Below are 22,729 nucleotides of genomic sequence, written 5' to 3' on the forward strand. Positions count from 1 at the left end.
GGTCCGCCGATCGACGGACCGGCCGTCAGGAGGTGCCGGGCGGTGCGAGCAGGTCCGAGACTGCTCGCCGCACCGGCATCGAGGTGCGTGACTTGGCCGAGATCATCATTGCGACGTCATCCGGTCGACAGGCTTCCGCGAAGTCGGAGACGGCAGCTGTCCGCATCGGCACAGTGCCCCAATACTCGTGGCACAGCGACTGAGCGCGGTGCCGTTCGGGTTGGTCCCGCCATCCCAACACCTCGTCGGCAAACACGCCGTACAGCGTCCATTCGGACAGATTCAGCTGTCGTGCCATCACTTGTTGCCATGACATGCCGTGCCGCTGCTCAAGGTGGTCGCGTAGTCGCCGCACGACGTCTCCGTCCAAAGCCACGAATGCACTGATGTAGTCGTGGAACGGCGGCGCCTGTGCCGGCAGCCCGAGCAGGGCCCGGGCAGATCGGTGCCAGCGAACGTGGTCGGGCAACTCCTCGGTCACTGCATTCTCACGGCGAAGCAGGACGCTGTGCCCGTCATGCCGGAACGTCTCTGCCTGCAACGGGCGGATCAGCTCCACGTCCGAGTCCGCGACGAGGATGGTGTCGGCCGACAACCGATCGGCCGCCGCGAGCTTCAAGACCTGCTGCAGGATCCAGCCCCGAACGGGCGGCAGCGGATGCCGTGGCTCGATCGCCACCACACGCGCGGACGAGGGCACTCGAGGCAGACGATCACTGAGCCGGGACAGCCAAGGCGTCAACCGGATCCTCGAAACGAGCAGCTCACGGGCCGACCAGACGACGCAGTTGGGACCACGGAACGACGAGAAGAGTGCGACATCCTCCTCGGGGACGATCAGGTAATGAATGGTGTCCGGTGGCGCGAATCGCTCGACAGATCGCCGGAGTTGGGTGAATACGTCGTAGTCGACCGAGTAGGTCGGCGTGACGATCGCGAGTGCCGCCTCTTTGGCTTGCCCGGTCGTCATGACAACGCTCCGTCCTCAGCAGGGGTGCGGCACGAGTCGGCACCATCGACAGGATCGTCGACCTGCCGGCTCGGCGGCAGCAGCCGAAACGTGGCGGTCCCCAGCGGGCGCACTGCTCCGACCTCGATGCTCGCGTCCGGGTGATAGCGGTGCATCACCGCGGCCGGCGATGCACCGGTCAGGATCGCCCACAAGGCAGCGCGCGAACGAGCACGACGCAGCCGCAAGACGTTCTCGACAACGAATTGCGCTCTGCGCAGCGACCCCCGGCCGGCACGGTCGTCCCGACGGATCCGGTTGATCTGTGACAGAGCGTGCCGCCACGGCGCGTTGGCGTCGGAGGACACGATGCGTGTGACCACCGCGTCGGGGACGTACCAGACCAGCCGACCGTCGTGTTGCACCCGCTCACAGAATTCGACCTCCTCCTCGTACATGAAGTACTCCTCGTTCCATGGTCCGACGCTGGTCGAGCACTCATCGGAGATCGCGAGGAGGCCACCGCATGCCCACCCGACGGCATGCGCCCGTTGGTAGGCGGCCTCATCCCGTAGCACCTCGACCGGCAGCCCGAGTGCAGCCGACCATCGCGCTCCGACGAACGCGGACACCAGGCCGGCCCAGACGTTGGGCAGTCGACTGAGCGAGTCGTCGCGAACTCCGTGCTGGTCGACGATCATCGGGCAGGTGACCCCGACTTCCGGCAGCTTCAGGGCATCGGTCAGTCGTGCAACGGTTTCGGATCCGAGCCGCACGTCCGGGTTGGCGACGATGAAGGCGGCTGCTCCACCGGTGCGGCGGACATGATCAATGCCGACATTGATGCCGGCTGCGTATCCGCGATTCTCCGCCAGCACGCACACGTCGACATCGGCCGCAGCAGCTCGCGCGGCCTCGGGGGTTCCGTCGGTGGATGCGTTGTCCACCACGACGATCCGCTGTGCCTTCAGCGATACTCCGGCTGCCGCTGTGTGAATGAATTCGGCGATGAGGTCGGCGCTGTTATGTGTCACGCAGATGATTGCGACGTCAGCCGCCGCAGGGCGGTTGCCGCGCCGAGGCGGATCATCAGGCATCATGCTCGTCCTGCTTTCGTGCGACATGCCGGTCAATATCTATGGTCTGCGACCCGCTTTCAGCTGCCTTGATGCGCGCCAGAGCACCGAGCATGCCGACGACGAGGAAGAGCAGGCACGGCACCATGGGAAATCCCAATGTGTCGAACGTCGCGTAACTCGCGAATGCCGAAATCACCGCTGCCACAAGCGATCTCGCCAACGAGTCGGACCAGGACCCGCACACGGACCGGCGCATGACTCGAATGCCGGTGACGAACGCGCCGCGTGCGAACCACACGGTCAGCAACAGCCCCACGATGCCGCCGCCGATCAGCACGCCCAACACCATGTTGTCGAGGATTCGGTATTCCGGCAGGAACGTTCCGTAGCCTCTGCCGAAAACCGGCCACCGCTCGATGAATTCGAGTGCGTAGGCGTAACTGTCGGTGCGTGATTTCGCACTGCCATCGGTGCTGATCCCGGTGAACATGCCCGCCAACGTGCCGAGCATCCCAGGAACGAGTTCGTAGAACACTGCCAGAACGACCAGGGTCATGAGATACATCAGGCGCCGACGGGCCGGCGGCCAGGCTGCGACGACGATCGGCAGCGAGAGTACGAGGCACATGATGGTGGTCCGGGAGATGCTCACCGGGCACGCCATCGCGAGCGCCGCCACAGGCCACCAGCGGCGGAGCAGCGAGCGTCCCGGCCGGCCGTGCATCGCGTCGTGGATCGCTATCGGCAGGCACATTGCGATGACGACGCCGAACTCGATGGGATGCGTGGCAGTGCCCGCCGGCCGGTCGAACCCGCTGCGGCTCACCGCCTCCAGGTCGGAGTTGAATCCCAGCCCGGGGATCTGAATCAAGTCGATCCACTGCCGCTTCGTTGCAAACTGGATCAGTCCGAGCGCACCGACTGCTCCACCGGACACAGCAATGCGATGAACAAGCCGTTCGAGCCGCTCACGGCTGGCTATGCCGTCGAGCGCGAGCAGCAGGACCCCGCTCCACGCCGTCAGACTGATCAGCGAGCGGTCCGTGCTGTTGATCTCCAACGTCGCGATGGGCCGAGTCGCGGCCGCAACGTAGCTGACAACCATTCCCAACGCGTAGAGGGTGAGGGCGAATCGGATCACAGCTCCCTGACGATGCGCGCGCTCTCCGCGCCGCAATCGCTCCGAGCCCCACCAGAGAAAAATGAGCAGGGCCAACATCTGGGCGGGAGTTCCGGCCGCCCCGAGCGGCGCAAACACGAGCACCGATGGGATGAACGCGAACATCCACACATAGAGCGAAAGCACGGCGCTGGCGTCGAAACGCCAGATCCGCCAATCGGCCGCACCGCCCGGGTCTGGCCCCGGTGCAACCGGATCGGCCGTCTGCCGGCGCACCCCCAGATCCGTCATGATTGTCCCGGACGCTGAAGCGGTCAGCCTCGAGGGCTGAGACGTTGCATGTCGAATTCGGCGAGGGCAGCGTCACGGTCGTCTTCGAGGTTGAAACCGTCACTGTCTGAAGGGTGCTCCCGCTCACCACGCGCCTCGCGACCGGGCTCAGGGGTGCTCGCCGCATCCGCAACTCCAGACGTCGGGACGTCGTCAATTTCGACTGATTCAATTTCGGCTGATTCACTCGCATGCCGCGCCCCGCGTGAGGAGTCGGCCCCCCGTCGACGGCTCCGCCGGCTCGCGAACCCGTCGACGAATGCCGCAACCAGGACTGTCAGCGCGATCCCCATCGCCGCAATGAGCAGGCCGGCGCGTTGCTGCTTCTTGTGGCTCGCCACCGGTTTGGTGTCCTGGGCAACCAAGTCGGTGGTGATGCGTCCCTTCGCGGGAGTCTTCGCCGCGTCCTGCAACTTCTCCAGCTCCTGCGGCGCCGAGCTTGTCAGCATCTTCAGCACCCGTGCAGCACCCGCCGATGTCGTGTCCTTGACATCGATGATGAGGACTGCGCCGCTGGTCGCCGGGTCGGGTGCGACGGTGAAGCTGGCTGTCGGGCTGACGTCGCGCACCGACCGCGCGGTCTGCTGGCTCAGCATCGAGTCGGACAGAACACCGACGACCGGTTGCATGCTGCCCAGGTTGAGATAGGGGTTGCCGGCCTTGGGGATGCTCGCTCCAGGTGGCAACAGCACCAGCATCGCTTTGGCCTCGTAGGTCTCCCCCACGAGCCGGGTCGCACCGAAGCACAAGGCAGGCGTGATCAGCAAACCGATCAGCACGACGTACCAACGCCGCCGTAAGGCTCCTGCAAGGTCGACCTTCAACCGGATCCCCTCCACTCGTGCGCCGCCTGAAAATAAGTCCCTTCCCGCTGACGACCGTTGTTACTTTAATGACGGCATCGGCGGAAGGCAGGTTTTGTTCGTGACACCGCCCAGGCAAGAAGAACCCCCCAAACGCCGGACGCAGTTGATATGGACCCGTGCAGTTGTGCTCGTGGTCGTCATCGGCCTCTGCGGCGGTTGGCTGTGGGCCGCGCAGACCCACGGTGCATACCAAGGCACCATCCAAGTGACGTTCGCGTCGCCCAACCCACAGGACGCCCGCGACCCCTTCACCAAGGCGATCAATCCGCTCACTTCCTCGTCGCGGCACAGCCTGATCGACCTCGCAGCCATCACGGTTCGGGAGGTTACCGGCCTGCACACGCCGCCGCAGGCGGTGTCCGGAGACGTCACGCTGCTGGACAGCGGGGTGTATGACGGGTCGAGGGTGATCCAGCCCAACGTCGGAGGCCAATGGTCATACGCCTTCAGCGAAGCCGGCATGGAAGTGCAGGCCACCGGACCGACCGCCGAGTCCGTCACGACGAAGATCGACAACCTGGTGGATCGCATCCGGGCAAGCGTGACTGCCCGTGAGGACTCCAAGCAGGTCCCGTCGAGCCGACGAGTGAGGATCCTCGTCAGCTCAGGCCCTCCGCCGGTCTACTTCGAGTCGGGAAGCCGAGTGCGTGCCCTCGGCGGGATGGCGCTGGTGACCGCACTCACGATCGCGGCGATGGTGCAGCTCTTGAGAGGGCGAGAGGATCGACTCCGGATCGGCGCACGACCGGTGGAATACGCCAAGTAGTCACCACATCGGGTCGCCGTCTGCACAATAGCCGCAGGCGATTCTGGTTGGCGCCATACTCGCCGCATGATCGACCTGGACCGCTACAGCGGAGGCGCCCTGGTCCTGTCCTGGGATGAGCAGCAAGAGCATCACCCGGATCCCGATGCCGCGCTTCGGTCTGCGGGCACCGCGGAGCCGACGTGCGGCCAGCAGGGGCACATCGCAGTGCGAACCTGGGGCCGCCTTGCCACACCGAACAACGACTCGTCGATCGTGCTGAGCGGGCTCGCGCGCGGTCCCCGTTCCAGCATCTCGCCCGGACAGATCGACCTCACGAAGGGCACAGCCGGTGCCCACTCGATCGCCGACCTGATGCCGCCGTTCGGGGCCGTCCAGATCACCGGGGACACCGCCCTGGCTGTGACCGACGCGCTCGGTTACCGGCATCTCTACCAGCGCCGATGCGACGGCTGGAGCGCAGTCTCGACGTCGAGCCTCGTCCTCGCACATCTCGACACACCACGCATGGACCGCAACGCAATCGCCGTGCAGGCAATGCTGGGTTGGCAACTGGGCGATCGCACTCTCTTCGAGGGAGTCACGAAACTGAGACAGCGCGAGCGCGTGACGATGACCGGCGGTCGATCGCTCACGGACCACTACGCGCCAGAGCCGTCGCGTGCCGGCGTCGCAGCTCGCGACGCCGTCAACGAGGCGGCCACCTTGCTTCGGGAGTATTTGGTCGACTACCTCGATGAACATCCGGATGCGATCTTGCAGCTGACGGGTGGCATCGACTCGCGCATCCTTCTTGCGGCAATTCCACCGGAGCGACGTCGTGGCCTCCGGGTGCTGACCCTGGAGAGCGGACCGGGCTCCGAAGACGTCCGCATCGCGGGTCGGATCGCCGAGCGATATGGCATGCGCCACCTCGTGCAAGGTCTGTCCGGGCTGGACGGCTTCGATCCCGCAGAAGCACACGCCCTGGTCATGTCTGCCGCCAAGGACCTGAACGGCATGGCCGACCCGGTCGCTCACGCGGCGCTGCTCTGTGTCGAGTCGAGCTTCCCCCAGGGCGACCGGATCTCCGGGCTGGGCGGCGAGGTCGCGCGCGGCTTCTACTATGTCGGCCCGGCTTTCGACTACCCCGTGTCAAAGCCGTTCACCCGCACCCTTGCAGGGTGGCGGATGTATGCCAACGACTCAGTGGCACCCGCGGCGCTCAATCCCGAATTTTCCTCCTGGGCAAGGGAATTCGCCACAAAGGAGATCCACCGCGTCCTGCTCGAGTCGGGCATGCCCTGGCTCCAAGCGACCGATGAGCTCTACCTCTACGAGCGCATGCAGCGATGGGCTGGAGTGACCGACAGCGCCGTCTGCCTCGGCCGGGCGACGGTCAATCCGATGCTCGATCCCCGATTCATCGCGATCGCGAACTCGTTGCCACCGGCAGCCAAGGCGCACGCCCGCTTCCTGGCGCAGCTCGTATGCCGGCTGGACACGGACCTGGCGGAGATCCCGCTCGACGGACGACTCGCACCCTCGGCATACGCCTCGCCCGGACTGCGTCAACGGATGGCGAACAGCGTTCCGATGGCACAGAAAGCGCGCCGCAAGGTCATCCAACGGATACGCAGGGATCGACGCCCCCCAGCGGGAGGCGACACTCTCTCCGCCCTCTTGGCCGAGCACTGGCGTCGCAATCCGGAGCTGCTCGATCCAGTTCGCGGAACCCAGATCTTCGACAACGAATGGATCGACGCACTGCTTGCAGGTGGCGACGCCGATCCGTCGACGACCGCACTGCTGGCGAGCCTGGTTGCGCTCGCTCCGGCAAACTGACGCACTGACGAAGGGCCGTCAGTCGCGGACCATCGCCGCCGCCGGACGCCGCAGGCGACTGTAAAGGGGATAGCGGGCCCAGTCGTCCAGGCCGACTCTGCCGAGCAGGCGCATGACCCGGCCCGGAAGGTAGCGCCCCATCACAGGGAGCCCGAAACCCAGGTAGACGACCCCGCCGACGGTGAGCCCGATCGCGAGCCGGAGGACGGTCACGTCAGTCACCTGCTTGGTCGCCCAGGCAGCCAGCGCGCTGACCACTGTCAGCCCGAGTGCCGGCATCGTCGACACGAGCAGGATCCTGGCCAGGTGCTCGACGAAACCGCGTGTCAGCACGAAGTAGGCCGGCAGGACGACCAGCACGATGACCGCGATATGTGCAAAGGCGGCGCCCCGCATTCCGTCCAACTCGACTCCGAGGAACATCGCAGGCACCAGGACAACGAGCCAGATGATCTGCACGATCAGGTTGCGGCTCGGCAGGCCAACCCCGACCAGAAGGTTGCTCAGCAACAGCGACGCCACGAACAAGCTGCCGTAGACGCCGAGCACGACGATGACCGGCGCCGCAGCTATCCAGCGGTGACCGTAGAGCGTGTCAACGATCTCGCCCGAGAGCACCAGGGTGAAACCGGAGATCGGAAACGCGACCAGGCAGATGAGACTCAGCGAGCTGCGAAGCGCCCGGCTGAGTCGTCCCGGGTCGCTCTTGGCGTGGCTGAACATCGGCATGGCGACATTCATCACCATGGAACTCAACGTCGCGGTCGCCCACGAGCTGACGTTGAACGCCAGCGTGTAGATGCCCAGCCGAACCGGACCCAGGACCTTGCTCACGAACAGGAAGTCGGCGTTGAGCAACATGAAGCCGACCAGGTTCGCTGCAGCGATAGGCACGCCGAATCGCAGCACCCGCATGGCCTGCTTCCTGTCGAAGCGCGGCCGGTAGAACTTCTTGGCGAACCAGAGCAACACACAACCGGTGACCAGTTGCCCGAACACGCGTGACCAGGCGAAGGCGATGTCGCCGGGGCCGTTCAGAGCGAGAAGGATCATCAGCACATTGCCCGGCACGAACGCGGCGGCCGCCCCGAAGAACATCGCGTCCTGACGGAACTCGCGGGCGAGGAGGCCGCACGGGATCGTGAAGAGGCCGACCATCGCGATGCACAGCGCAAGAATGCGCAACGCGTTGGCGCTGTCCGGCGCCCCGAGCAGCACCGCCAATTGCGGCGCACTGATCAGCATCACCGCTGCGAGTCCGACGCCGATGACGATCGACAAGAACGACACGGTCGGACCGACCTCCGCAGGATCCATGTCGGCTTGCGCCAGACAGGCGGTGAGGCCCAACTCGGAGAACGAGCTGACGACGGTGAAGACCGCGAGCGCGACTGCGTAGTTACCGAACTCCGAGGGGGTGACGATCCGCAGCATCACCATGGTGATCACGACACCGGACAGTCGCATTGCGACTGTGTTCACACCGCTCCAGACAGCTGCCTTGGCCACTCGGCCGGCGAGCGAATCGGGCACGACGCCTCCCGCGCAGCCATGGATGCGAATTCACCGGCAGAGCCGGTGTGGACCGAGCGGGCTTTGTCGATGTCGCCCGTCCCGAGCGCTACGAACTATAGGCTCGGCGCCAGGAGTGCAGCCGGTTATTTCAGGGTTGTGCGCGACGCGGAATTCCACTGCTACCGCAAGGAAGAGTCAGTCGTTCGGCATGATTCGCGGCCGGTGCGAAACTACTCGGCACACTGCCGGAAATTCCATCATCATCAGGATGGTGAGCTGCCAACCCGGGATCAGGGACACTCCATTGTCGTGGGTGCGAATCTGCCTATGGGCACTGGTAATCGGCTGTCTGCTGGCAGCGTTGACCCTGACTCCGATGCATTGGATCGACACGTCGGTGCCCCGGCTGACCCAACTGGCAGCCTTCACTCCCCTGGGCACGCCTTTCGCACTCATCGCGCTCCTCGGCGGTCTCGTGCTGGTCTTCGTCCACCGGACGCAGCAACGCGCCGCCGCAGCACTCGCCGGTTTGAGCGCAATTCTGCTCGGGTTCCACATCGCGTGGCTCGCTCCCTTGTATGTCGGCTCCCAGCCCGGGACGACCGGCCGTCCCGTGATCGTGCTCAGTCAGAACTTCGAGTACGGCGACCCTGCATCCCTGGCACAGGTGATCCGTACCCAGCATGTCGACGTGCTCGTGTTGACGGACATCGACGCAGGGCGGGTGCGGGCCCTGGCTGCGACGGGAGTTCTTCGGGACCTGCCGTATTCCGTTGGAACCAAACCGGGTCAGACCATCTCCTCGGTGTTCTTCAGCCGCCTTCCCATCGACTCGGTCCGGCGCGGTCCACACTCGTCGCATGCCGATCTCGTTCGCCTGCACGCTCCGTCGCTCGGCGACGTCGACCTGGTCGCGGTGCACCCGCAGCCGCCGTACACCACGCGCTGGCGGCCCGACTACCACGCCCTGACGTCATACCTGCGCCGTGCGATCCCCCGGCCCGACCAACAACCGACGATCATCGCGGGAGACTTCAACGCGACCACGGACAACGTGCCTTTCCGTTCCGTCCTCGACATGGGCTACTCCGACGCGATGACCCAGCGGCGCCACGGTTTCCAACCGACCTGGCCGGACTCCGCAACGAGGCGATACCTGGGCATCCCGGTGCCACGTCTGGTCACGATCGATCACATCCTGCTCTCGGACACACTGGCAGCCTCCAGCGCGAGCACGGTGCATGTGAAAGGGGCGGATCATCGCGGCGTGCTGGCTCACATCGCTCAGCGGAGCCGATGAAGCTCACCCCCAAACGCAGCAATCGCGTGGTCCATCGGGCACAGGTCCGCGATATGAATGTCACAAGGCTCTCGAGCGGACCCTTCCGTCGTAGCCCGGCAAACACCGCACCGATGACACACACCACCAACACTTCCGGCAGCAGTCGCCGTGGCCCGTAGTCGGGCCATGTCTGCGGCAACACCATGACCAGGTGCAGGCTGTACAACGAGAGCGTCATCGAGCCCGCCCCGAACGCCACTTGCCACCAGCGGGTCGCCACCCGGGTGAGGACAAGCGCAGCTCCGATGATCAGCAAGGCAGTCCCGGTGGTGAAGGCCAGGTCCGCCACGGACCCCGAGTGCGGGGCATTGACCGCGAGCCACCACCAGCTGTGCGTTGGGGTGACTCCTTCGAGACCGACCTGCAAGTGCGGCTGCAACACATCCCAGGTCGACACGGGCGGTCCCGGCCAGCTCTGCATCAGACGGGAGCGAACCTCGCCGCGCGAGGTGATGGCCCCGGACATGAAGGTCGCGCCGGCTATGAGAACTGCCCCGCCGCACAACAGGTGGACGGCGCTGCGCGTTCGTCGGAGATCCATGCGTCCGATGGCGAGTCCGAAACACAGATAGCTCAGCCAGGTGAACGCCGGATACTCCCCCGTGACGAGCAGTCGTAACAGCACAGCCACGGGACCGAGGCCGCCGAAACCACCCGCGACCGAGGTCGGGTGAAGCAACCGAAACGCTTGTGAGACAACAGGAGCCGCACAGATCCAGATGCCACCGAGCAAGAAAAGTTGCGGTGGCCGCAGCCAGAGCAGCGGGAGTCCGAGCACGAAGAGAAGCGCGTAGTAGGGCAGGATCACGGCGATGCCTGCAGGGTGCAGCTGCTCCAGCAGGAAGCCGATCATGAGGATCATCAGCGCTCGGACGCCGATCGCGACCGAGTCGGTGAGTCGGGTGTGCCCGCGGTGCGGTGCGTGACCACCGGTCAAGAGTGCGAGCGACACCCCCGCCAGCACGGCGAACAACGCAGCCGATGTGCCTGTCGTCAGCCGCTGCGCAACTGGCACCCTGCCGCCGACCGCCTTCGGCACGATGTGCGCCACCATCATGCCGAGCAGCGCGAGACAGCGAGCGACGTCGATGCCCACCAACCGCGACCGCCCGGCGTTCCGTCGGCCGTGCTGAAGCGGAACGACGCTCTCGAGCTGCTCGGGAGCACCGTGGCGGACGGTGCGCACAGCCCGGATCAAGCTCTGCCCTCCGCCTCGTGCAGAGACCTAGAATGCACAACATGACGAAGCCACCGGTGACGGAGGGCTGGCGGTCCGACGTGCCAGCCGCGGATGATTTCGCGGACGACGTCGCACCCAACTACGTCGACGCCGCGACGGTTGCGCTCCGCTTCGCATCCACCGCAGTGGATGCCAGCGAGGCTCAGCGCTCCGAGCTCACCCAATCGGTCACCCCGCGAGCCCTTCGTGACGCAATGGGCTGTCTTGCCACAGGGGTGTGTGTCATCACCACGTTCTCGGCCGGGCACGACGTCGCGATGACTGCCAACTCCGTGACCTCGGTGTCCCTGGATCCGCCGCTCGTCCTGGTCTGCATCGCCAAGACCGCACGGTTTCACGAGGCGATCCTGCAGTCGGGGCGCTGGGGCATCAGCATCCTGGACGCCGGATCGCACGAGTTGTCAACCGCATTCGCGGTTCCGGGGCGCGACGCGGCGGACCAGCTCGCAAACGTGCGGTTCGATCGTGGTCCGGAGACCGACGTCGCACTGCTGACCAGCTCGGTGGCCCAACTCGAATGCCTCACGAATGCCGTCCACCCGGCCGGAGACCACGACATCGTGATCGGCGAGGTCAAGTCCCTGGCACACGTCGGACCTGGGAAACACCCCCTGCTTTTCCATCGCGGACGGTACAGGTGGTTGTTGTGAGTGGTGCTCCGGACGGTCACCGCAGTCGCTTGCCGAGACACTTGGCAGCCGAGTAGAGCCTGCTCGGCTTGCGATCGGAGCGCCGCACCGTGTCGCGAAGCGACTCCGGCGTCACGCCGTGTTCGACGCTGAATCGCGCCTGCAGCCACTGGTGCGAGCCGGCGCGCTGTCGGTCGCTGCTGAAGAGGCGCGCGTAGCCCGCCTGCCGAGATGCCCTCAGCACCTGGCGGCTGTATTGCCCGAGGGGTAGCGCAGCAGTTGAAACCTCTTGTCCCACAAGCGCGCTCAGGACATCTCGAGCTTCGACGACCTCACGATGGAGTTCCCCGGCAGCCAACGCATTCCACGGGGCATGCGTCCACCCGTGGCTGCCGATCGTCATACCGGCGGCCGACAACGCGCCCAGATCCGACGTGCTCAAGCTGCCCGGCTGATCCAGTCGATCGACGATCACGAAGAACGTCGCGCGAAGCCCTCGCTCACGCAGCGCCGGAAGCACGATCTCGACATCCGAAGCGTTGCCGTCATCCACGCTGAGTGACACCGCGTCACCAGCGTCCGCCAATTCGTCCAGCAGAGGCAGGAACTCGGCTTCGTCGAGCCAGAAGCGGTCCTCACCGGGCTCGAGCTCACGGCTAGGCCGACCCACGCCGTGGAAGCAGATGTTCGCAGTCCGTCGGGAGGTCGCCGGCGCGACGATCATGTCGTCACCGTCCCGGCCCGCGCGCGGATCGATCGCCGATCGTCCCAAGGCACCTGGCCCCATCGGGCTCTGGCCTCGGCGAGAACAGTGAGTGCGACATACACAGTCGCGGACGGAATGAGTGTTGGGCGCTCACCCACTGCCGCGCGCAGCCAGCCGAGTCCGACCGACTCGCGAACGCCGCTGCCCGGGTGCGTCGCACGCAACTGGGCATTACCTCGCCGCACCCGAGCCAACCTTCGCAGCAACGAGCGGGCCGACGGTGCGGCTGCCACGACGCTCACCACGTCGTCGACGTGTGCGATCTCGGACGGCTCGAACAACGAGTCCAGGAACAGATCGTCCGCGATGACCTCGGGAAACTTTCCGAAGCGACCGCGGCCAGCGGCCGAGATGGCAACCGCGCCCCGGCCGAACAGACCGGACGAGTAGCTGGGGTGCAGTGCGTTGATGCGGTAGTACATGCGGACCAACCGAGAGCTCGCAGAGGTATCGACGAACCGTGACGGAACGGCCGCGAGCGACGACGGCCGGCCCTCGTCGTCCATCCCCCGCACCGCATCGGACAAGCGCTCAACAGCCGGTTTGTCCAGTTGCACATCGGCATCGAGGTAGATGCGCGGATATTCATCGGCAGCGCGTTCTGCAGCGTTCAACGCTGCAGCCTTGCCGGCCTCGTCGACCTCCACGACCTCGACCGGTCTGCGACTGGCAACCGATACCGTCGCGTCGTTGCAGCCGTTCGCCGCAACGATGATGTGGAGCGGATCGGCCGAGCCGCCGACGAGCAGCCGGTCGAGGGTGCGGCCGATCACCGCTTCCTCGTTGTATGCCGCGATGAGCACCGTCGTCATCGCCGCTCCATCTGTGCGAGCGCGTCGAACACCCGCACATAGCCATCACGCTGGTAGTGCCACGCCAGCTCGTCCTCGACGCGTTGACGACCGCGCTTGCCCATCACCCGGCGAGACTCGGGGTCATCGAGCAACTCGATCAGTTCCTTCGCATAGAGATCAACGTCGTTCGCCGGCACGTAGTGAGCTGCGCCCTCCGCCGACACGCGGGTCTCTCGGAGGTCGAACGCCAGGACCGGCATCCCGAACGCCATGTACTCCATCGTCTTGTTCATCGTCGACACGTCGTTCAGCGGGTTCTTCGGATCCGGCGACAATCCGACGTCCGCGGTCGACAGCACCTCGATGACATCCTCGTCCGACAGCCGCCCCGGCATCTCCACGTTGTCCTGCAGGCCCAGTCGATCGCGTTCGGCGACCAGGTCGGCCCAACAGTCGCCACTACCGATGAACGTGAAGGCCACGTCGTGACGGCCATAACGGTGCACCACCAGTTCGGCGGCACGCAGCGCCAGATCGACGCCGTCCTGCGGCCCCATGACACCGATGTACGCGACGAGATGGGAGCGGCCACGACGCCGATCGGGGTGCGGCTCACCGGGTTTCAGCCGCTCGGGGTCGGGTCCTGTGCGCACCACGGTGACATCGTCGGCGGCCTTGCCCCCGCGGGTTCTCGCCACGGCGGCGTACGACTCGTTCGTGGAAGTCACCTTGTCGGCAGCCCGGAAGGTCCATCTTTCGAGAGCCCGCAGACCGCGCAACGCCGCGCGTGAACCACTGGGAAAGCGCGACTGATAGAGCTCCGGCGACAGGTCGTGATGGTCGAAGACGAAGTGTGTGCCATCCACCAGGCGCAGCAGGCGAGCGAGGGGCCAGAAGATCTCCGGCGGGTTGCACGCCTGCATCACCGTGAACCGCCCGGCCGAGCGAGCGCGAGCGACCTTCAGAGCAGTGGCAGCGAACGAATATGCGTATTCCGCAACGTAACCGAGCGCGCTTCCACCCGGCGCATACGGTCGGTAAGCGAGGATCGTCACACCGTCGATCACCTGGCGGGCACGCGTGCCCCGACCCTGCGGGCAAACAACCGTGACGTCATACCCGGCGTCCCTCAGCGCGAGGCTCTCCAACCAGACACGGCGGTCGAACGGCACCGGCAGGTTCTGGACGATGATCAGCACGCGCTGTGCGCCGGAGTGGTTCACCAGCCGACTCCTTCGTATCCGGCGCAACGCTCCACCTCGAGGCCGAGCCGTCCCGTGAGATCGATGAGCAGGCGCGGTTGCGCGTCCTGCAACGCCTCGACAACCTGCTCGCCACCGGCCGACACCAGGGCGATGTCGGCTCCGACGAGTGCGTCCTGGGGCGTTGTCATGAGCAGTCGGTCCAGGTGCGGCAGACGAGCCATCACATGGGCGCGGTTGGAGCCCATCAGCTGCTGCGGGTTGAGGATCGGATCGTAGATCCGCACGTCGAAGCCCTTCCCGATCAGCCGCTCGGCCAACTCGACGTTCGGGCTCTCGCGCAGGTCGTCCGTGTTGGACTTGAAGCTCAACCCCAGCAGAGCAACGTGCCGTCCACCCACGGACAGGACGCGGTCGATCACATCGCGGACGGAGATCTCGTTGCTCGTCGCCGTGCCCAACAGTTGCGGGGCGTCGACTCCGTTGATCCTGGCCATGTGCTGCAGCGACCGCAGGTCCTTCGGGAGGCATGACCCACCGAATGCGAAGCCTGGCCGGAGGTAGGTCGGCGCGATGTTGAGCTTCGTGTCTGCGCAGAAGATCTCCATCATTTCGCGCGAGTCGACGCCGTACGGTCGGAACACCCGGCCGATCTCGTTGGCGAAACTGACCTTCGTCGCATGGAACGCGTTGCAGGCGTATTTCAATGCCTCAGCCGTCTCGACACTGACGTGTTGGATCGGGACGTCGAGGAAGTCGAACATCGACGCCATCGTGCGGTGTGTGTCGTCGTCGACCGACCCGACCACGACGAACGGCGGGTCGAAGAAGTCAGCTACGCCGGCCCCTTCACGCAGGAACTCCGGGCACATGGCGGTTCCCACCCGCCAGCCCTCCGGAGGGTCTGTTGCAAAGACTGGCGCAACGATGTCCCTGCCGGTCCGGGGCGGGACGGTGCTGCGTACGACGACGCTGTGATGACCCGACCGCGGTGGCCGCACGTGGTCCATCGCATCGCGCACGTCCTGGACCGCCCGTCGGATGTAGGTCAGATCCGTGGCACCGTGCGAGGTCGACGGAGTGCCAACGCACAGTAACGAGACGTCGGTCGAGTCCATGGCCTCACGGCAATCGAGGGTCGCCGAGAGCCGGCCGGAGGCAACCCCTTCGCGCATCAGGTCGTCGATCCCCGGTTCGACGACCGGACTGTGGCCGCCGGCGATCAGATCGACCTTCACCGGATCGACGTCGACGCCGACGACTGTGTGCCCTTGGGCAGCGAGACCGGCGGCTGTCACCGCCCCGACATACCCGAGTCCGAATACGGCGATCTTCATCATGCTCCCCAGTAGTGCTACGACGGACGCGTGCCGGAGACCGTCACATTGCGGATGCTCGGCTGTCGCGGAAAGTACGTGGAAATTAGCAAGATCGGCGGACCCGACCCGGAGTTTTTGCTCCGCCGACGGCTGTGCGCAGCAAGGCGATCAAGACTCGGTTCTTCATGGTGCGGTTTTCACGGTGCGGCCGTGATCTCGGAGTACAGGTAGTCGATGTCATCGGGTCTCAGCGTCATGCTCCGGAACATCCGATGCGGCTCGCCGGACAGGGGCATCGACGGCGTCACGGCTCCGCCGGCCACGTGCGCGTCGACGAGTGTCGCAACGGCCTGGTGTCGCAAGCCGAGATGTCGTGACAGATGGCGCCAGCCTGCTCGAAACAAGACCGGGTCGCTGACGTACTGGATCGCAGCGAACCACCTCAGGCGCTTGCGTCGCTCGAAACGCCACTGGACGTAGCACGCCTCGGTGTCGGTCTCGATGACGGCGTGCCGTGCCCAAGGACACCGCCGATGGTCTTCGTAGAAACGCAGCGGCTCCCCGGTCAGGGCGCGGGCAACGTCCTCCGGCTCTGAGCTCACCGTCATGCGACGCGGCCAGGTCGGCCACGGAAGGTTCAACGTGAGATGCCAGCTCGGTTCCAGGTAACGGAAGCCGAGTCGAAGATTGAGCCGTTGCACGTCAGGGTTCGGCGACAAGTCGGTGAAGTGATATCCGTCCTGCGCCAGCAGGGCCCTCAGCATGCGCACGCTACTGGCCCTGAATTCGGCGCAGACGCACCAGACCGCGAGGTTGCAGAAGTGTTCTCGGCGACCGTCGATGATGCGCGTCGAGTAGATCGCGGCATACACGCCAACGAGGTCCTGTCCGGACCACAACGCCATGCCGTGGTTCGGAGCCTCCGCCTCGGGTCGGCTGTTGATCTCAGCCCATCCAGTGACCCAGTCCTCCGCCGAACTGTTGGGCGGAAAGTTCTGGGCGAGGAATCGGCTCACTTGTGCAAGGTCAGATGTCTCGATCGGGCGAACAGTGACGGCCGGTTTGCTCGACGACACGGTAGTTACCTCAAGCGTCGGAGAGCGCGCGCTCGGAGTCGACGAACTCTGCGAGCGAACCCAGAGTGCCGAACACCTCGCCGCTCACGGCACTGTCGTCGATGCGTATGTCGAAGTGGTTCTCCAAGCGCACCAGCAGATCGACCACTGCCATCGAGTCCAACTCGGGCATGCTGTCGAGAAGCGGGGTCTCAGGAGTCAAGGTCGCTGAACGTCCTTGAATACCAAGGGCTTCGACGACGATCTCCTTCACGTGGTCAAAAGTTGTCTCATGCATGGTTATCCACCTTTCGCTGGTCAGATCCGATGAGCACCTCGGGTGCAGGGGGGTGTCCGAGGAAGTCGGCTGGGCTGGCGGTCTTCCCGTAGGCCCCCGCCTGGAAGATCACCACGAGGTCGCCGACGTCGGTCGCCGTCGGGACTTCTACGTCGTCGCCCAAGACGTCCAGTGGTGTGCAGAGGCAACCAACCACTGTTGCCGGCATCGACTCGAGCGAGGTGTCGGACATCCTGGTTCCGATCACGAGGGGGTAGTTACGCCGAATAGCCGCACCGAGGTTGCCTGTGGCAGCGAGTTGGTGCTGCAGTCCACCGTCAACCACGAGATACGTCCGTCCTCGGGAGACTTTTCGATCGACGATCTCGGTGACGTAGACCCCGGCCTCCCCGACGAGGAATCGCCCCAGCTCCAGTGACAGTGCCGCGCCCGGGAGGGAAGGGACAATTCGATCCGCCACCACCGCACTCAGGTGCTCACAGACAGCAGCGACGTCGAGCGGCTCGTCCCTGTCGTGGTAGGGGATCCCGAACCCACCACCGAGGTTGACCTCGCTGATAGGTCCGGGAGCGAAGTCCGAGAGACGGAGGATCAGATCGGCCGTGCGATCCTGCGCCTCCATCAGGATCTCAGGGTGCAAATTCTGTGAGCCCGAGAAGACGTGCAGTCCCACGAAATCGACGTCGTAGCTCGCCAAGTCCCCGAGGAAGGCCGGAACGATCTCGGCGTCCATGCCGAACTGTTGCGGACCTCCGCCCATCCGCATGCCAGACCCTCTCACCGAGAAGTCGGGGTTGACCCGCACGGCGACCCGCGGACGGACACCCAACTCGTGCCCGATCGTCACAAGTCGATCGGCCTCGAGTGACGACTCGACCTCCACAGTGATACCGGCTGCGACAGCGCGACGCAGCTCGGCAGGTTTCTTGCCCGGCCCCGCGAAACTGACTCTGCGTGCTGGCATTCCGGCGTCGAGCGCAACCTTGAGCTCCCCCGAGGAAGCGACGTCGAGGTGTTCGACACGGTCAGCGACATACTCCACGACCGCCGGCATGGGGTTGGCCTTCATCGCATAGGACAGGCCTATCGACGGGCCGAGCAGTCCGTGCAGCAGATCGATCCGCTGCGCGATCGCCTCGCGTTCATAGGCGAAGAACGGTGTCTCGCCCACCTGCGCTGCGAGTCGGCGGAGTTCGACGCCGCCGACGACCAGCTGTCCCCCGGCCGTCGAGAACCGAGCGACCGTGCTGTGCAACGACGCCCCCGTGGCAGTCACACCGTCACCAATGCCTGCAACGCGGTCCGGTCGAACTTGCCGTTCGGTGAGCGCGGCAGGTCGTCGAGCAGCAGGACACGTCGCGGCACCATGAACAGCGGGAGCCGCGAGCGCATTGCGGCGAGCACCTCGTCCTCGTCACAGTCCGCACGTGTGACCGCACCGATCAGAACAATCTGCTGTCCGAGCGTCTCGTCCTCAACACCGAGCACCACTGCATCCCGCACGAGACCGGTGTCGTAGGCAGCCTCCTCGACCTCGCTGGGGCTGACGCGGTAACCCGAAGTCTTGATCATCTCGTCGCGACGGCCGACGAAGTAGAGGAACCCGTCCTCGTCACACATGACGGTGTCACCGGACCAGACCGCAACTTCGTCACGGCCTCCTGCGCTCGCTGACGGCAGTGGCCGGAACCGCTCGGCAGTACGCGCTGCGTCGTTCCAATAGCCCTGCGAGACAAGCGGTCCACGGTGCACGAGCTCGCCGGGTTCGCCCGGCTCACAACGAGATCCGTCCGGACGAACCACCAGTACCTCGGCGTTCGGAATGGCCTTGCCGATCGAGTCCGGCCGACGGTCCACCTCGGCGGGATCGAGGTAGGTCGAGCGGAATGCCTCGGTGAGTCCGTACATGAGGAACGGCTGAGCGTCCGGGAAGAGCGCACGGAGGCGCGACAGCGTGGACTTCGGCATACGGCCGCCGGTGTTCGCGAAATAGCGGATCTTCCGCGTGGCCTCCGCTGGCCAGTTGGCCGCGGTCAACTGGATCCACAGCGGCGGAACGCAGGTCAGCCCGGTGACGTCGTATTGCGCGCAGAGCCGCACCACATCCGCCGGGAACAGATAGTTGACCAGGACCACGTGAGCTCCGACGTAGAGCGACGTCGTGACCTGGCTCAGACCGGCATCGAAACTCAACGGAAGGGCAGCAAGTATGACGTCCGCCGAGGTGTTCGCGAGGTATTCGCTCACACTCTCCGCGCCGACAACCAGATTGCGGTGACTGAGCATCACGCCCTTCGGCATGCCGGTGCTGCCCGATGTGTACAAGATGGCGGCAAGATCGCTGTCAACCGGCCGGTATGCCGGCGCGGGAGCCGACGCTGCCGTGAGTTCGCTCCATCGCACGACATCGGTGTCAGCAGGCACTGTGCCCACCGCCACCGTGTCGTCGACCAACACCACGGTCTCAAGTCCGGCGAGCTCGGCCGTCGCCACGGCAGGCATCCGCTCCGACGAGGTCACCACGCACCGCGCCGAGCAATCGGCCAGGATGTATCCAACCTGTTTGGCCTTCAGCACCGGGTTGATCGGCACGAAAATCGCACCCACAGCTGACGCGGCCAACATTGCGACGACGTTCTCCACGCGCTTGTCGAGGAACACCGCGACTCGGTCTCCGCGTCCGACGCCGCGTGACGAGAGCCCGACCGCACAGCTCGTGACGGCATCCCACAGACCGGCGTAGCTCGTGGTTCCGGAGCGGTCCGTCACAGCAGCCGCAGATGGCGTGCGGCCGGCGGTGGCTCGCACCAATTCGTGTAATGCCCGCGCCATTCGGCGACACCCCTTCTCGGTCAGCCCGCCAATCTGACTACCACGCCAAACAGGTCAGCTCGCTGTAGAGATTGTCGACGTCCTCGGGCCCGATCGTCATGCTGCGGAACATTTTTGGCCGACCCGCCATACGTCGTGCAATAAACAGCCGGCCGACGACACGTTCCTCCAACAACAGCGCCACACCGTGGCGTCGACGGAGCACGTAGCCACCAAATGCCTTGAGGCAGCAACGGAATTGGTGCGCATCACTGACGTACAGGACTGACACGAAGGCAGGAATGTTGCGGCGGCGATCCTTCCGGTAGACCACATAACACGTCCGGCCGCCTCGTCGCAGAACAACGTGGTGAGCCGCGGCCGCACCCTGGTGGTCTCGATAGACCTGCAGGTCCACGCCGTCGAGGAGCCGTTCGATGCCGTCGCTGTCATCGATCACCTGAGTGCGGAGAGAGGGCAATGGCACGCACGGGACGAGTTGTGTGGCTGTGTTGAGGTGGACGAAACCGAGCCGCTCGTCCAGCGGCACCACGGCCCCGCTCGGAGACAGATCAGTGAACGTGAAGTCAGGCTGAGCGAGGGCAGCCCGCAACAGCCGAAAGCTGTGCGCGCGATGCTCGGGCAGCACACACCATGCCCCGAGATTGCAGAAGCGCTCCGTCACGCCTCGGATCTGCCGCTCCGAGTAGAACGCGAGCAGGACACCGACGAGTGCTGAGTCCTCCGCCATCAGCTTGAATCCGAAGTTCGGACGGTCCACTTCCCAGGGAACGTCCAGTGCGTGCTCCCAGTCCGCGGCCTGCACACGCTGGTTCAGGTGCGTGTGCAGGAATGCGCCGACACCATGAACGTCGTCGACCGTGATCGGTGAAACGCTCACCATCCTGGCCCACCTCCTGTCGCCGCTGGACACTAACGGTGCGAGGTCGCAGGACCGGCGAATATTGCAGGCACACCGGTGGAGTCGACTAGCTGCAGGGTCGTCGGACGCCCTGCCGCTAAGGTCGGCACGATGAAGGGGATCATTCTGGCCGGCGGGTCCGGCACCCGGCTGCACCCGATCACGCGCGGCATCAGCAAGCAGCTCATGCCGGTCTATGACAAGCCGATGATCTACTACCCGCTGTCGACCCTGCTGATGTCAGGCATCCGCGAGGTCCTGATCATCACCACGCCGCACGACAGGGAGCAGTTCGTCCGGCTGCTCGGCGACGGCAGCCAGTGGGGCATCGACATCACGTATGCCGTACAGCCCTCCCCCGACGGACTCGCCCAGGCGTTCGTCATCGGCGCCGATTTCATCGGCGACGACTCCGTCGCGCTCGTGCTCGGCGACAACATCTTCTACGGCTCGGGGCTGGGCACCGCACTGCGCCGATCGACCGGATCCCTTTCTGGCGGACAGATATTCGCCTACCACGTCAAGAATCCCGAGGCCTACGGCGTCGTCGAATTCAATAAGGACGGCAGGGTGCTCTCCATCGAGGAGAAACCGCACGAGCCCAAGTCGCGCTTCGCCGTGCCCGGTCTCTACTTCTACGACAACGACGTCGTCGAGATCGCCCGCGGCCTCACCCCGAGCGCGCGCGGCGAGCTGGAGATCACGGCCGTCAACGACACCTACCTGCAGCGCGACGCACTGACCGTGACGGTGCTCCCGCGTGGGACCGCGTGGTTCGACACGGGGACCTTCGAAGGCCTGATGGATGCAGCTCATTTCGTGCAGGTCATCGAGGACCGGCAGGGGCTCATGATCGGCTGCATCGAAGAGGTGGCCTGGCGCGCCGGCTGGTTGGACGACGACGGCCTGGCACAGCACGCCGCGCAGCTCGCCAAGAGCGGCTACGGCGACTACCTGACGCAACTGCTGGAGGACGGCCGCTGATGCAGATCGAACCACTCGATATTGCCGGTGCGTATGTCGTCACCCCTCGCCAATTCCCCGACGACCGTGGGGTTTTCATGGAGGGCTTCCGCGGCGACAAGCTCGCCGAACACATCGGGCACCGCCTCGACGTCATACAGACCAACGTTTCGGTGTCGTGCAAGGGCGCCGTGCGCGGCATCCACTACGCCGACGTGCCACCCAGCCAGGCGAAGTACGTCACCGCGGTCAGCGGTTCCTTCGACGACTACGTGGTAGACATCCGGGTCGGGTCACCGACCTTCGGCCAGTGGTCCAGCGTCCGGATCGACACCGAAACACGTTGTGCTGTTTACCTTTCCGAGGGTCTCGGTCATTGCCTGGTGTCTCGCGAGGACAACTCGACCGCGATCTACCTGTGCTCGGCCACCTACAACCCCGAGCGCGAGCACGGGATCAACCCGCTCGATCCCGACCTCGCGTTGACCTTCCCGGACGACATCGAGCCGATCCTCTCCCCCAAGGACACCGCCGCCCCGTCCTTTGCCGACGCGCGCGAGCAGGGGCTGCTGCCAGCATACGACGACTGCGTGAAGTTCATCGACGGACTGGTGTGACCCCCACGGTCGCTACGTCCGGCTCGGCCGGTCCGTAGGACTTCAACGCCAGTTGATCTCGATACGCTCCTCCGCTGCGCTCCTCCACTACTCGATCAGCATGGGTGGGCCCCCGCTGCGCTCCTCCGCTACTCGATCAGCTTGGGTGGGCCCCCGCTGCGCTCCTCCACTACTCGATCAGCTTGGGTGGGCCCCCGCTGCGCTCCTCCGCTACTCGATCAGCTTGTTGACGGAAACCACGCGGGGTGTCTTACGGCGCAGGACGCGGCGCTGCCAGACTTGGCCGGTCGAAGGCACGGAAGTCCGGAGCGTCGCAACGCTC

Annotated in this window: 21 protein-coding genes; 6 read left to right on the plus strand and 15 right to left on the minus strand. The window is 65.3% G+C overall.

Annotated features, from left to right (window positions below; genetic code table 11):
- Nucleotides 1-25 precede the first annotated feature (25 nt).
- Genes ACSZL9_RS06160 through ACSZL9_RS06175 form a run of 4 tightly spaced genes read right to left on the minus strand, consistent with a single transcriptional unit; the run spans nucleotide 26 to nucleotide 4,302 of the window.
- Complete coding sequence (locus tag ACSZL9_RS06160) at nucleotides 26-970, minus strand: DUF6492 family protein (RefSeq protein ID WP_446664584.1); 945 nt, start codon at nucleotides 968-970, stop codon at nucleotides 26-28.
- On the minus strand, nucleotides 967-2,049 hold the full coding sequence (locus ACSZL9_RS06165; protein ID WP_446664585.1) for a glycosyltransferase: 1,083 nt from the start codon (nucleotides 2,047-2,049) through the stop codon (nucleotides 967-969). The genes ACSZL9_RS06160 and ACSZL9_RS06165 overlap by 4 nt, the downstream gene beginning before the upstream one ends.
- The gene (locus tag ACSZL9_RS06170) at nucleotides 2,039-3,439 is read right to left on the minus strand and encodes an O-antigen ligase family protein (RefSeq protein ID WP_446664586.1); all 1,401 of its coding nucleotides are present in this window, start codon (nucleotides 3,437-3,439) and stop codon (nucleotides 2,039-2,041) included. The genes ACSZL9_RS06165 and ACSZL9_RS06170 overlap by 11 nt, the downstream gene beginning before the upstream one ends.
- A gap of 23 nt (nucleotides 3,440-3,462) precedes the next feature.
- Complete coding sequence (locus ACSZL9_RS06175; protein ID WP_446664587.1) at nucleotides 3,463-4,302, minus strand: hypothetical protein; 840 nt, start codon at nucleotides 4,300-4,302, stop codon at nucleotides 3,463-3,465.
- A gap of 172 nt (nucleotides 4,303-4,474) precedes the next feature.
- Between ACSZL9_RS06175 and ACSZL9_RS06180 the strand changes: the two genes are divergently transcribed.
- Together ACSZL9_RS06180 and ACSZL9_RS06185 are read left to right on the plus strand one after the other, a co-directional pair.
- On the plus strand, nucleotides 4,475-5,110 hold the full coding sequence (locus tag ACSZL9_RS06180; protein WP_446664588.1) for a hypothetical protein: 636 nt from the start codon (nucleotides 4,475-4,477) through the stop codon (nucleotides 5,108-5,110).
- A gap of 66 nt (nucleotides 5,111-5,176) precedes the next feature.
- On the plus strand, nucleotides 5,177-6,934 hold the full coding sequence (locus ACSZL9_RS06185) for a hypothetical protein (RefSeq protein WP_446664589.1): 1,758 nt from the start codon (nucleotides 5,177-5,179) through the stop codon (nucleotides 6,932-6,934).
- An 18-nt stretch (nucleotides 6,935-6,952) separates the two neighbouring features.
- Here the strand turns inward: ACSZL9_RS06185 and ACSZL9_RS06190 are convergent, their stop codons facing one another.
- Complete coding sequence (locus tag ACSZL9_RS06190; protein WP_446664590.1) at nucleotides 6,953-8,467, minus strand: oligosaccharide flippase family protein; 1,515 nt, start codon at nucleotides 8,465-8,467, stop codon at nucleotides 6,953-6,955.
- 358 nt (nucleotides 8,468-8,825) lie between these two features.
- Between ACSZL9_RS06190 and ACSZL9_RS06195 the strand changes: the two genes are divergently transcribed.
- The gene (locus ACSZL9_RS06195; protein ID WP_446664591.1) at nucleotides 8,826-9,749 is read left to right on the plus strand and encodes an endonuclease/exonuclease/phosphatase family protein; all 924 of its coding nucleotides are present in this window, start codon (nucleotides 8,826-8,828) and stop codon (nucleotides 9,747-9,749) included.
- Here the strand turns inward: ACSZL9_RS06195 and ACSZL9_RS06200 are convergent.
- On the minus strand, nucleotides 9,631-10,764 hold the full coding sequence (locus ACSZL9_RS06200) for a hypothetical protein (RefSeq protein WP_446664592.1): 1,134 nt from the start codon (nucleotides 10,762-10,764) through the stop codon (nucleotides 9,631-9,633). The two genes, ACSZL9_RS06195 and ACSZL9_RS06200, sit on opposite strands and share 119 nt — an antisense overlap.
- A 266-nt stretch (nucleotides 10,765-11,030) precedes the next feature.
- Between ACSZL9_RS06200 and ACSZL9_RS06205 the strand changes: the two genes are divergently transcribed.
- Nucleotides 11,031-11,681, plus strand: coding sequence for a flavin reductase family protein (locus ACSZL9_RS06205; protein ID WP_446664593.1), 651 nt, complete (start codon nucleotides 11,031-11,033; stop codon nucleotides 11,679-11,681).
- 16 nt (nucleotides 11,682-11,697) lie between these two features.
- On the opposite strand, the gene ACSZL9_RS06210 is transcribed toward ACSZL9_RS06205, so the two are convergent.
- From ACSZL9_RS06210 to ACSZL9_RS06250, 9 genes are all read right to left on the minus strand, one after another.
- Complete coding sequence (locus ACSZL9_RS06210) at nucleotides 11,698-12,384, minus strand: polysaccharide deacetylase family protein (RefSeq protein ID WP_446664594.1); 687 nt, start codon at nucleotides 12,382-12,384, stop codon at nucleotides 11,698-11,700.
- Nucleotides 12,381-13,238, minus strand: coding sequence for a glycosyltransferase (locus tag ACSZL9_RS06215; RefSeq protein ID WP_446664595.1), 858 nt, complete (start codon nucleotides 13,236-13,238; stop codon nucleotides 12,381-12,383). The genes ACSZL9_RS06210 and ACSZL9_RS06215 overlap by 4 nt, the downstream gene beginning before the upstream one ends.
- A complete protein-coding gene (locus ACSZL9_RS06220; protein WP_446664596.1) occupies nucleotides 13,235-14,443 on the minus strand; it encodes a glycosyltransferase family 4 protein in 1,209 nt (402 codons plus the stop codon). The genes ACSZL9_RS06215 and ACSZL9_RS06220 overlap by 4 nt, the downstream gene beginning before the upstream one ends.
- On the minus strand, nucleotides 14,440-15,762 hold the full coding sequence (locus ACSZL9_RS06225; protein ID WP_446664597.1) for a nucleotide sugar dehydrogenase: 1,323 nt from the start codon (nucleotides 15,760-15,762) through the stop codon (nucleotides 14,440-14,442). Before ACSZL9_RS06225 ends, ACSZL9_RS06220 begins: the two co-directional genes overlap by 4 nt.
- 176 nt (nucleotides 15,763-15,938) lie before the next feature.
- Nucleotides 15,939-16,757: a hypothetical protein gene (locus ACSZL9_RS06230; RefSeq protein WP_446664598.1), complete on the minus strand. Its 819-nt coding sequence runs from the start codon at nucleotides 16,755-16,757 to the stop codon at nucleotides 15,939-15,941.
- Nucleotides 16,758-16,827: 70 nt separating this feature from the next.
- On the minus strand, nucleotides 16,828-17,094 hold the full coding sequence (locus ACSZL9_RS06235; RefSeq protein ID WP_446664599.1) for an acyl carrier protein: 267 nt from the start codon (nucleotides 17,092-17,094) through the stop codon (nucleotides 16,828-16,830).
- Nucleotides 17,087-18,370 carry a pyridoxal-dependent decarboxylase, exosortase A system-associated gene (locus ACSZL9_RS06240; RefSeq protein WP_446664600.1) on the minus strand — a complete coding sequence of 428 codons (1,284 nt, stop codon included), beginning with the start codon at nucleotides 18,368-18,370 and terminating at the stop codon, nucleotides 17,087-17,089. Before ACSZL9_RS06240 ends, ACSZL9_RS06235 begins: the two co-directional genes overlap by 8 nt.
- Nucleotides 18,367-19,926: an acyl-CoA ligase (AMP-forming), exosortase A system-associated gene (locus ACSZL9_RS06245; protein WP_446664601.1), complete on the minus strand. Its 1,560-nt coding sequence runs from the start codon at nucleotides 19,924-19,926 to the stop codon at nucleotides 18,367-18,369. Before ACSZL9_RS06245 ends, ACSZL9_RS06240 begins: the two co-directional genes overlap by 4 nt.
- 37 nt (nucleotides 19,927-19,963) lie before the next feature.
- Nucleotides 19,964-20,839: a hypothetical protein gene (locus tag ACSZL9_RS06250; RefSeq protein WP_446664602.1), complete on the minus strand. Its 876-nt coding sequence runs from the start codon at nucleotides 20,837-20,839 to the stop codon at nucleotides 19,964-19,966.
- 99 nt (nucleotides 20,840-20,938) lie between these two features.
- Here ACSZL9_RS06250 and rfbA point away from each other — a divergent pair, with 99 nt between their 5' ends.
- Both rfbA and ACSZL9_RS06260 read left to right on the plus strand, forming a co-directional pair.
- Nucleotides 20,939-21,811: a glucose-1-phosphate thymidylyltransferase RfbA gene (gene rfbA, locus ACSZL9_RS06255; protein WP_446664603.1), complete on the plus strand. Its 873-nt coding sequence runs from the start codon at nucleotides 20,939-20,941 to the stop codon at nucleotides 21,809-21,811.
- Entirely contained in the window at nucleotides 21,811-22,407 is a 597-nt protein-coding gene (locus ACSZL9_RS06260) for a dTDP-4-dehydrorhamnose 3,5-epimerase family protein (RefSeq protein WP_446664604.1), read from the plus strand. Before rfbA ends, ACSZL9_RS06260 begins: the two co-directional genes overlap by 1 nt.
- Nucleotides 22,408-22,729: the final 322 nt, after the last annotated feature.

The organism is Flexivirga sp. B27, from assembly GCF_052905685.1.

Bases quoted from the DNA above. Each gene is read 5' to 3' on its own strand.
- ACSZL9_RS06165 (WP_446664585.1), bottom strand. From the start codon at position 2,049: ATGATGCCTGATGATCCGCCTCGGCGCGGCAACCGCCCTGCGGCGGCT.
- ACSZL9_RS06160 (WP_446664584.1), bottom strand. From the start codon at position 970: ATGACGACCGGGCAAGCCAAAGAGGCGGCACTCGCGATCGTCACGCCG.
- ACSZL9_RS06215 (WP_446664595.1), bottom strand. From the start codon at position 13,238: ATGACGACGGTGCTCATCGCGGCATACAACGAGGAAGCGGTGATCGGC.
- ACSZL9_RS06195 (WP_446664591.1), top strand. From the start codon at position 8,826: ATGCATTGGATCGACACGTCGGTGCCCCGGCTGACCCAACTGGCAGCC.
- rfbA (WP_446664603.1), top strand. From the start codon at position 20,939: ATGAAGGGGATCATTCTGGCCGGCGGGTCCGGCACCCGGCTGCACCCG.
- ACSZL9_RS06170 (WP_446664586.1), bottom strand. From the start codon at position 3,439: ATGACGGATCTGGGGGTGCGCCGGCAGACGGCCGATCCGGTTGCACCG.
- ACSZL9_RS06260 (WP_446664604.1), top strand. From the start codon at position 21,811: ATGCAGATCGAACCACTCGATATTGCCGGTGCGTATGTCGTCACCCCT.
- ACSZL9_RS06185 (WP_446664589.1), top strand. From the start codon at position 5,177: ATGATCGACCTGGACCGCTACAGCGGAGGCGCCCTGGTCCTGTCCTGG.
- ACSZL9_RS06235 (WP_446664599.1), bottom strand. From the start codon at position 17,094: ATGCATGAGACAACTTTTGACCACGTGAAGGAGATCGTCGTCGAAGCC.
- ACSZL9_RS06210 (WP_446664594.1), bottom strand. From the start codon at position 12,384: ATGATCGTCGCGCCGGCGACCTCCCGACGGACTGCGAACATCTGCTTC.
- ACSZL9_RS06225 (WP_446664597.1), bottom strand. From the start codon at position 15,762: ATGATGAAGATCGCCGTATTCGGACTCGGGTATGTCGGGGCGGTGACA.
- ACSZL9_RS06205 (WP_446664593.1), top strand. From the start codon at position 11,031: ATGACGAAGCCACCGGTGACGGAGGGCTGGCGGTCCGACGTGCCAGCC.
- ACSZL9_RS06245 (WP_446664601.1), bottom strand. From the start codon at position 19,926: ATGGCGCGGGCATTACACGAATTGGTGCGAGCCACCGCCGGCCGCACG.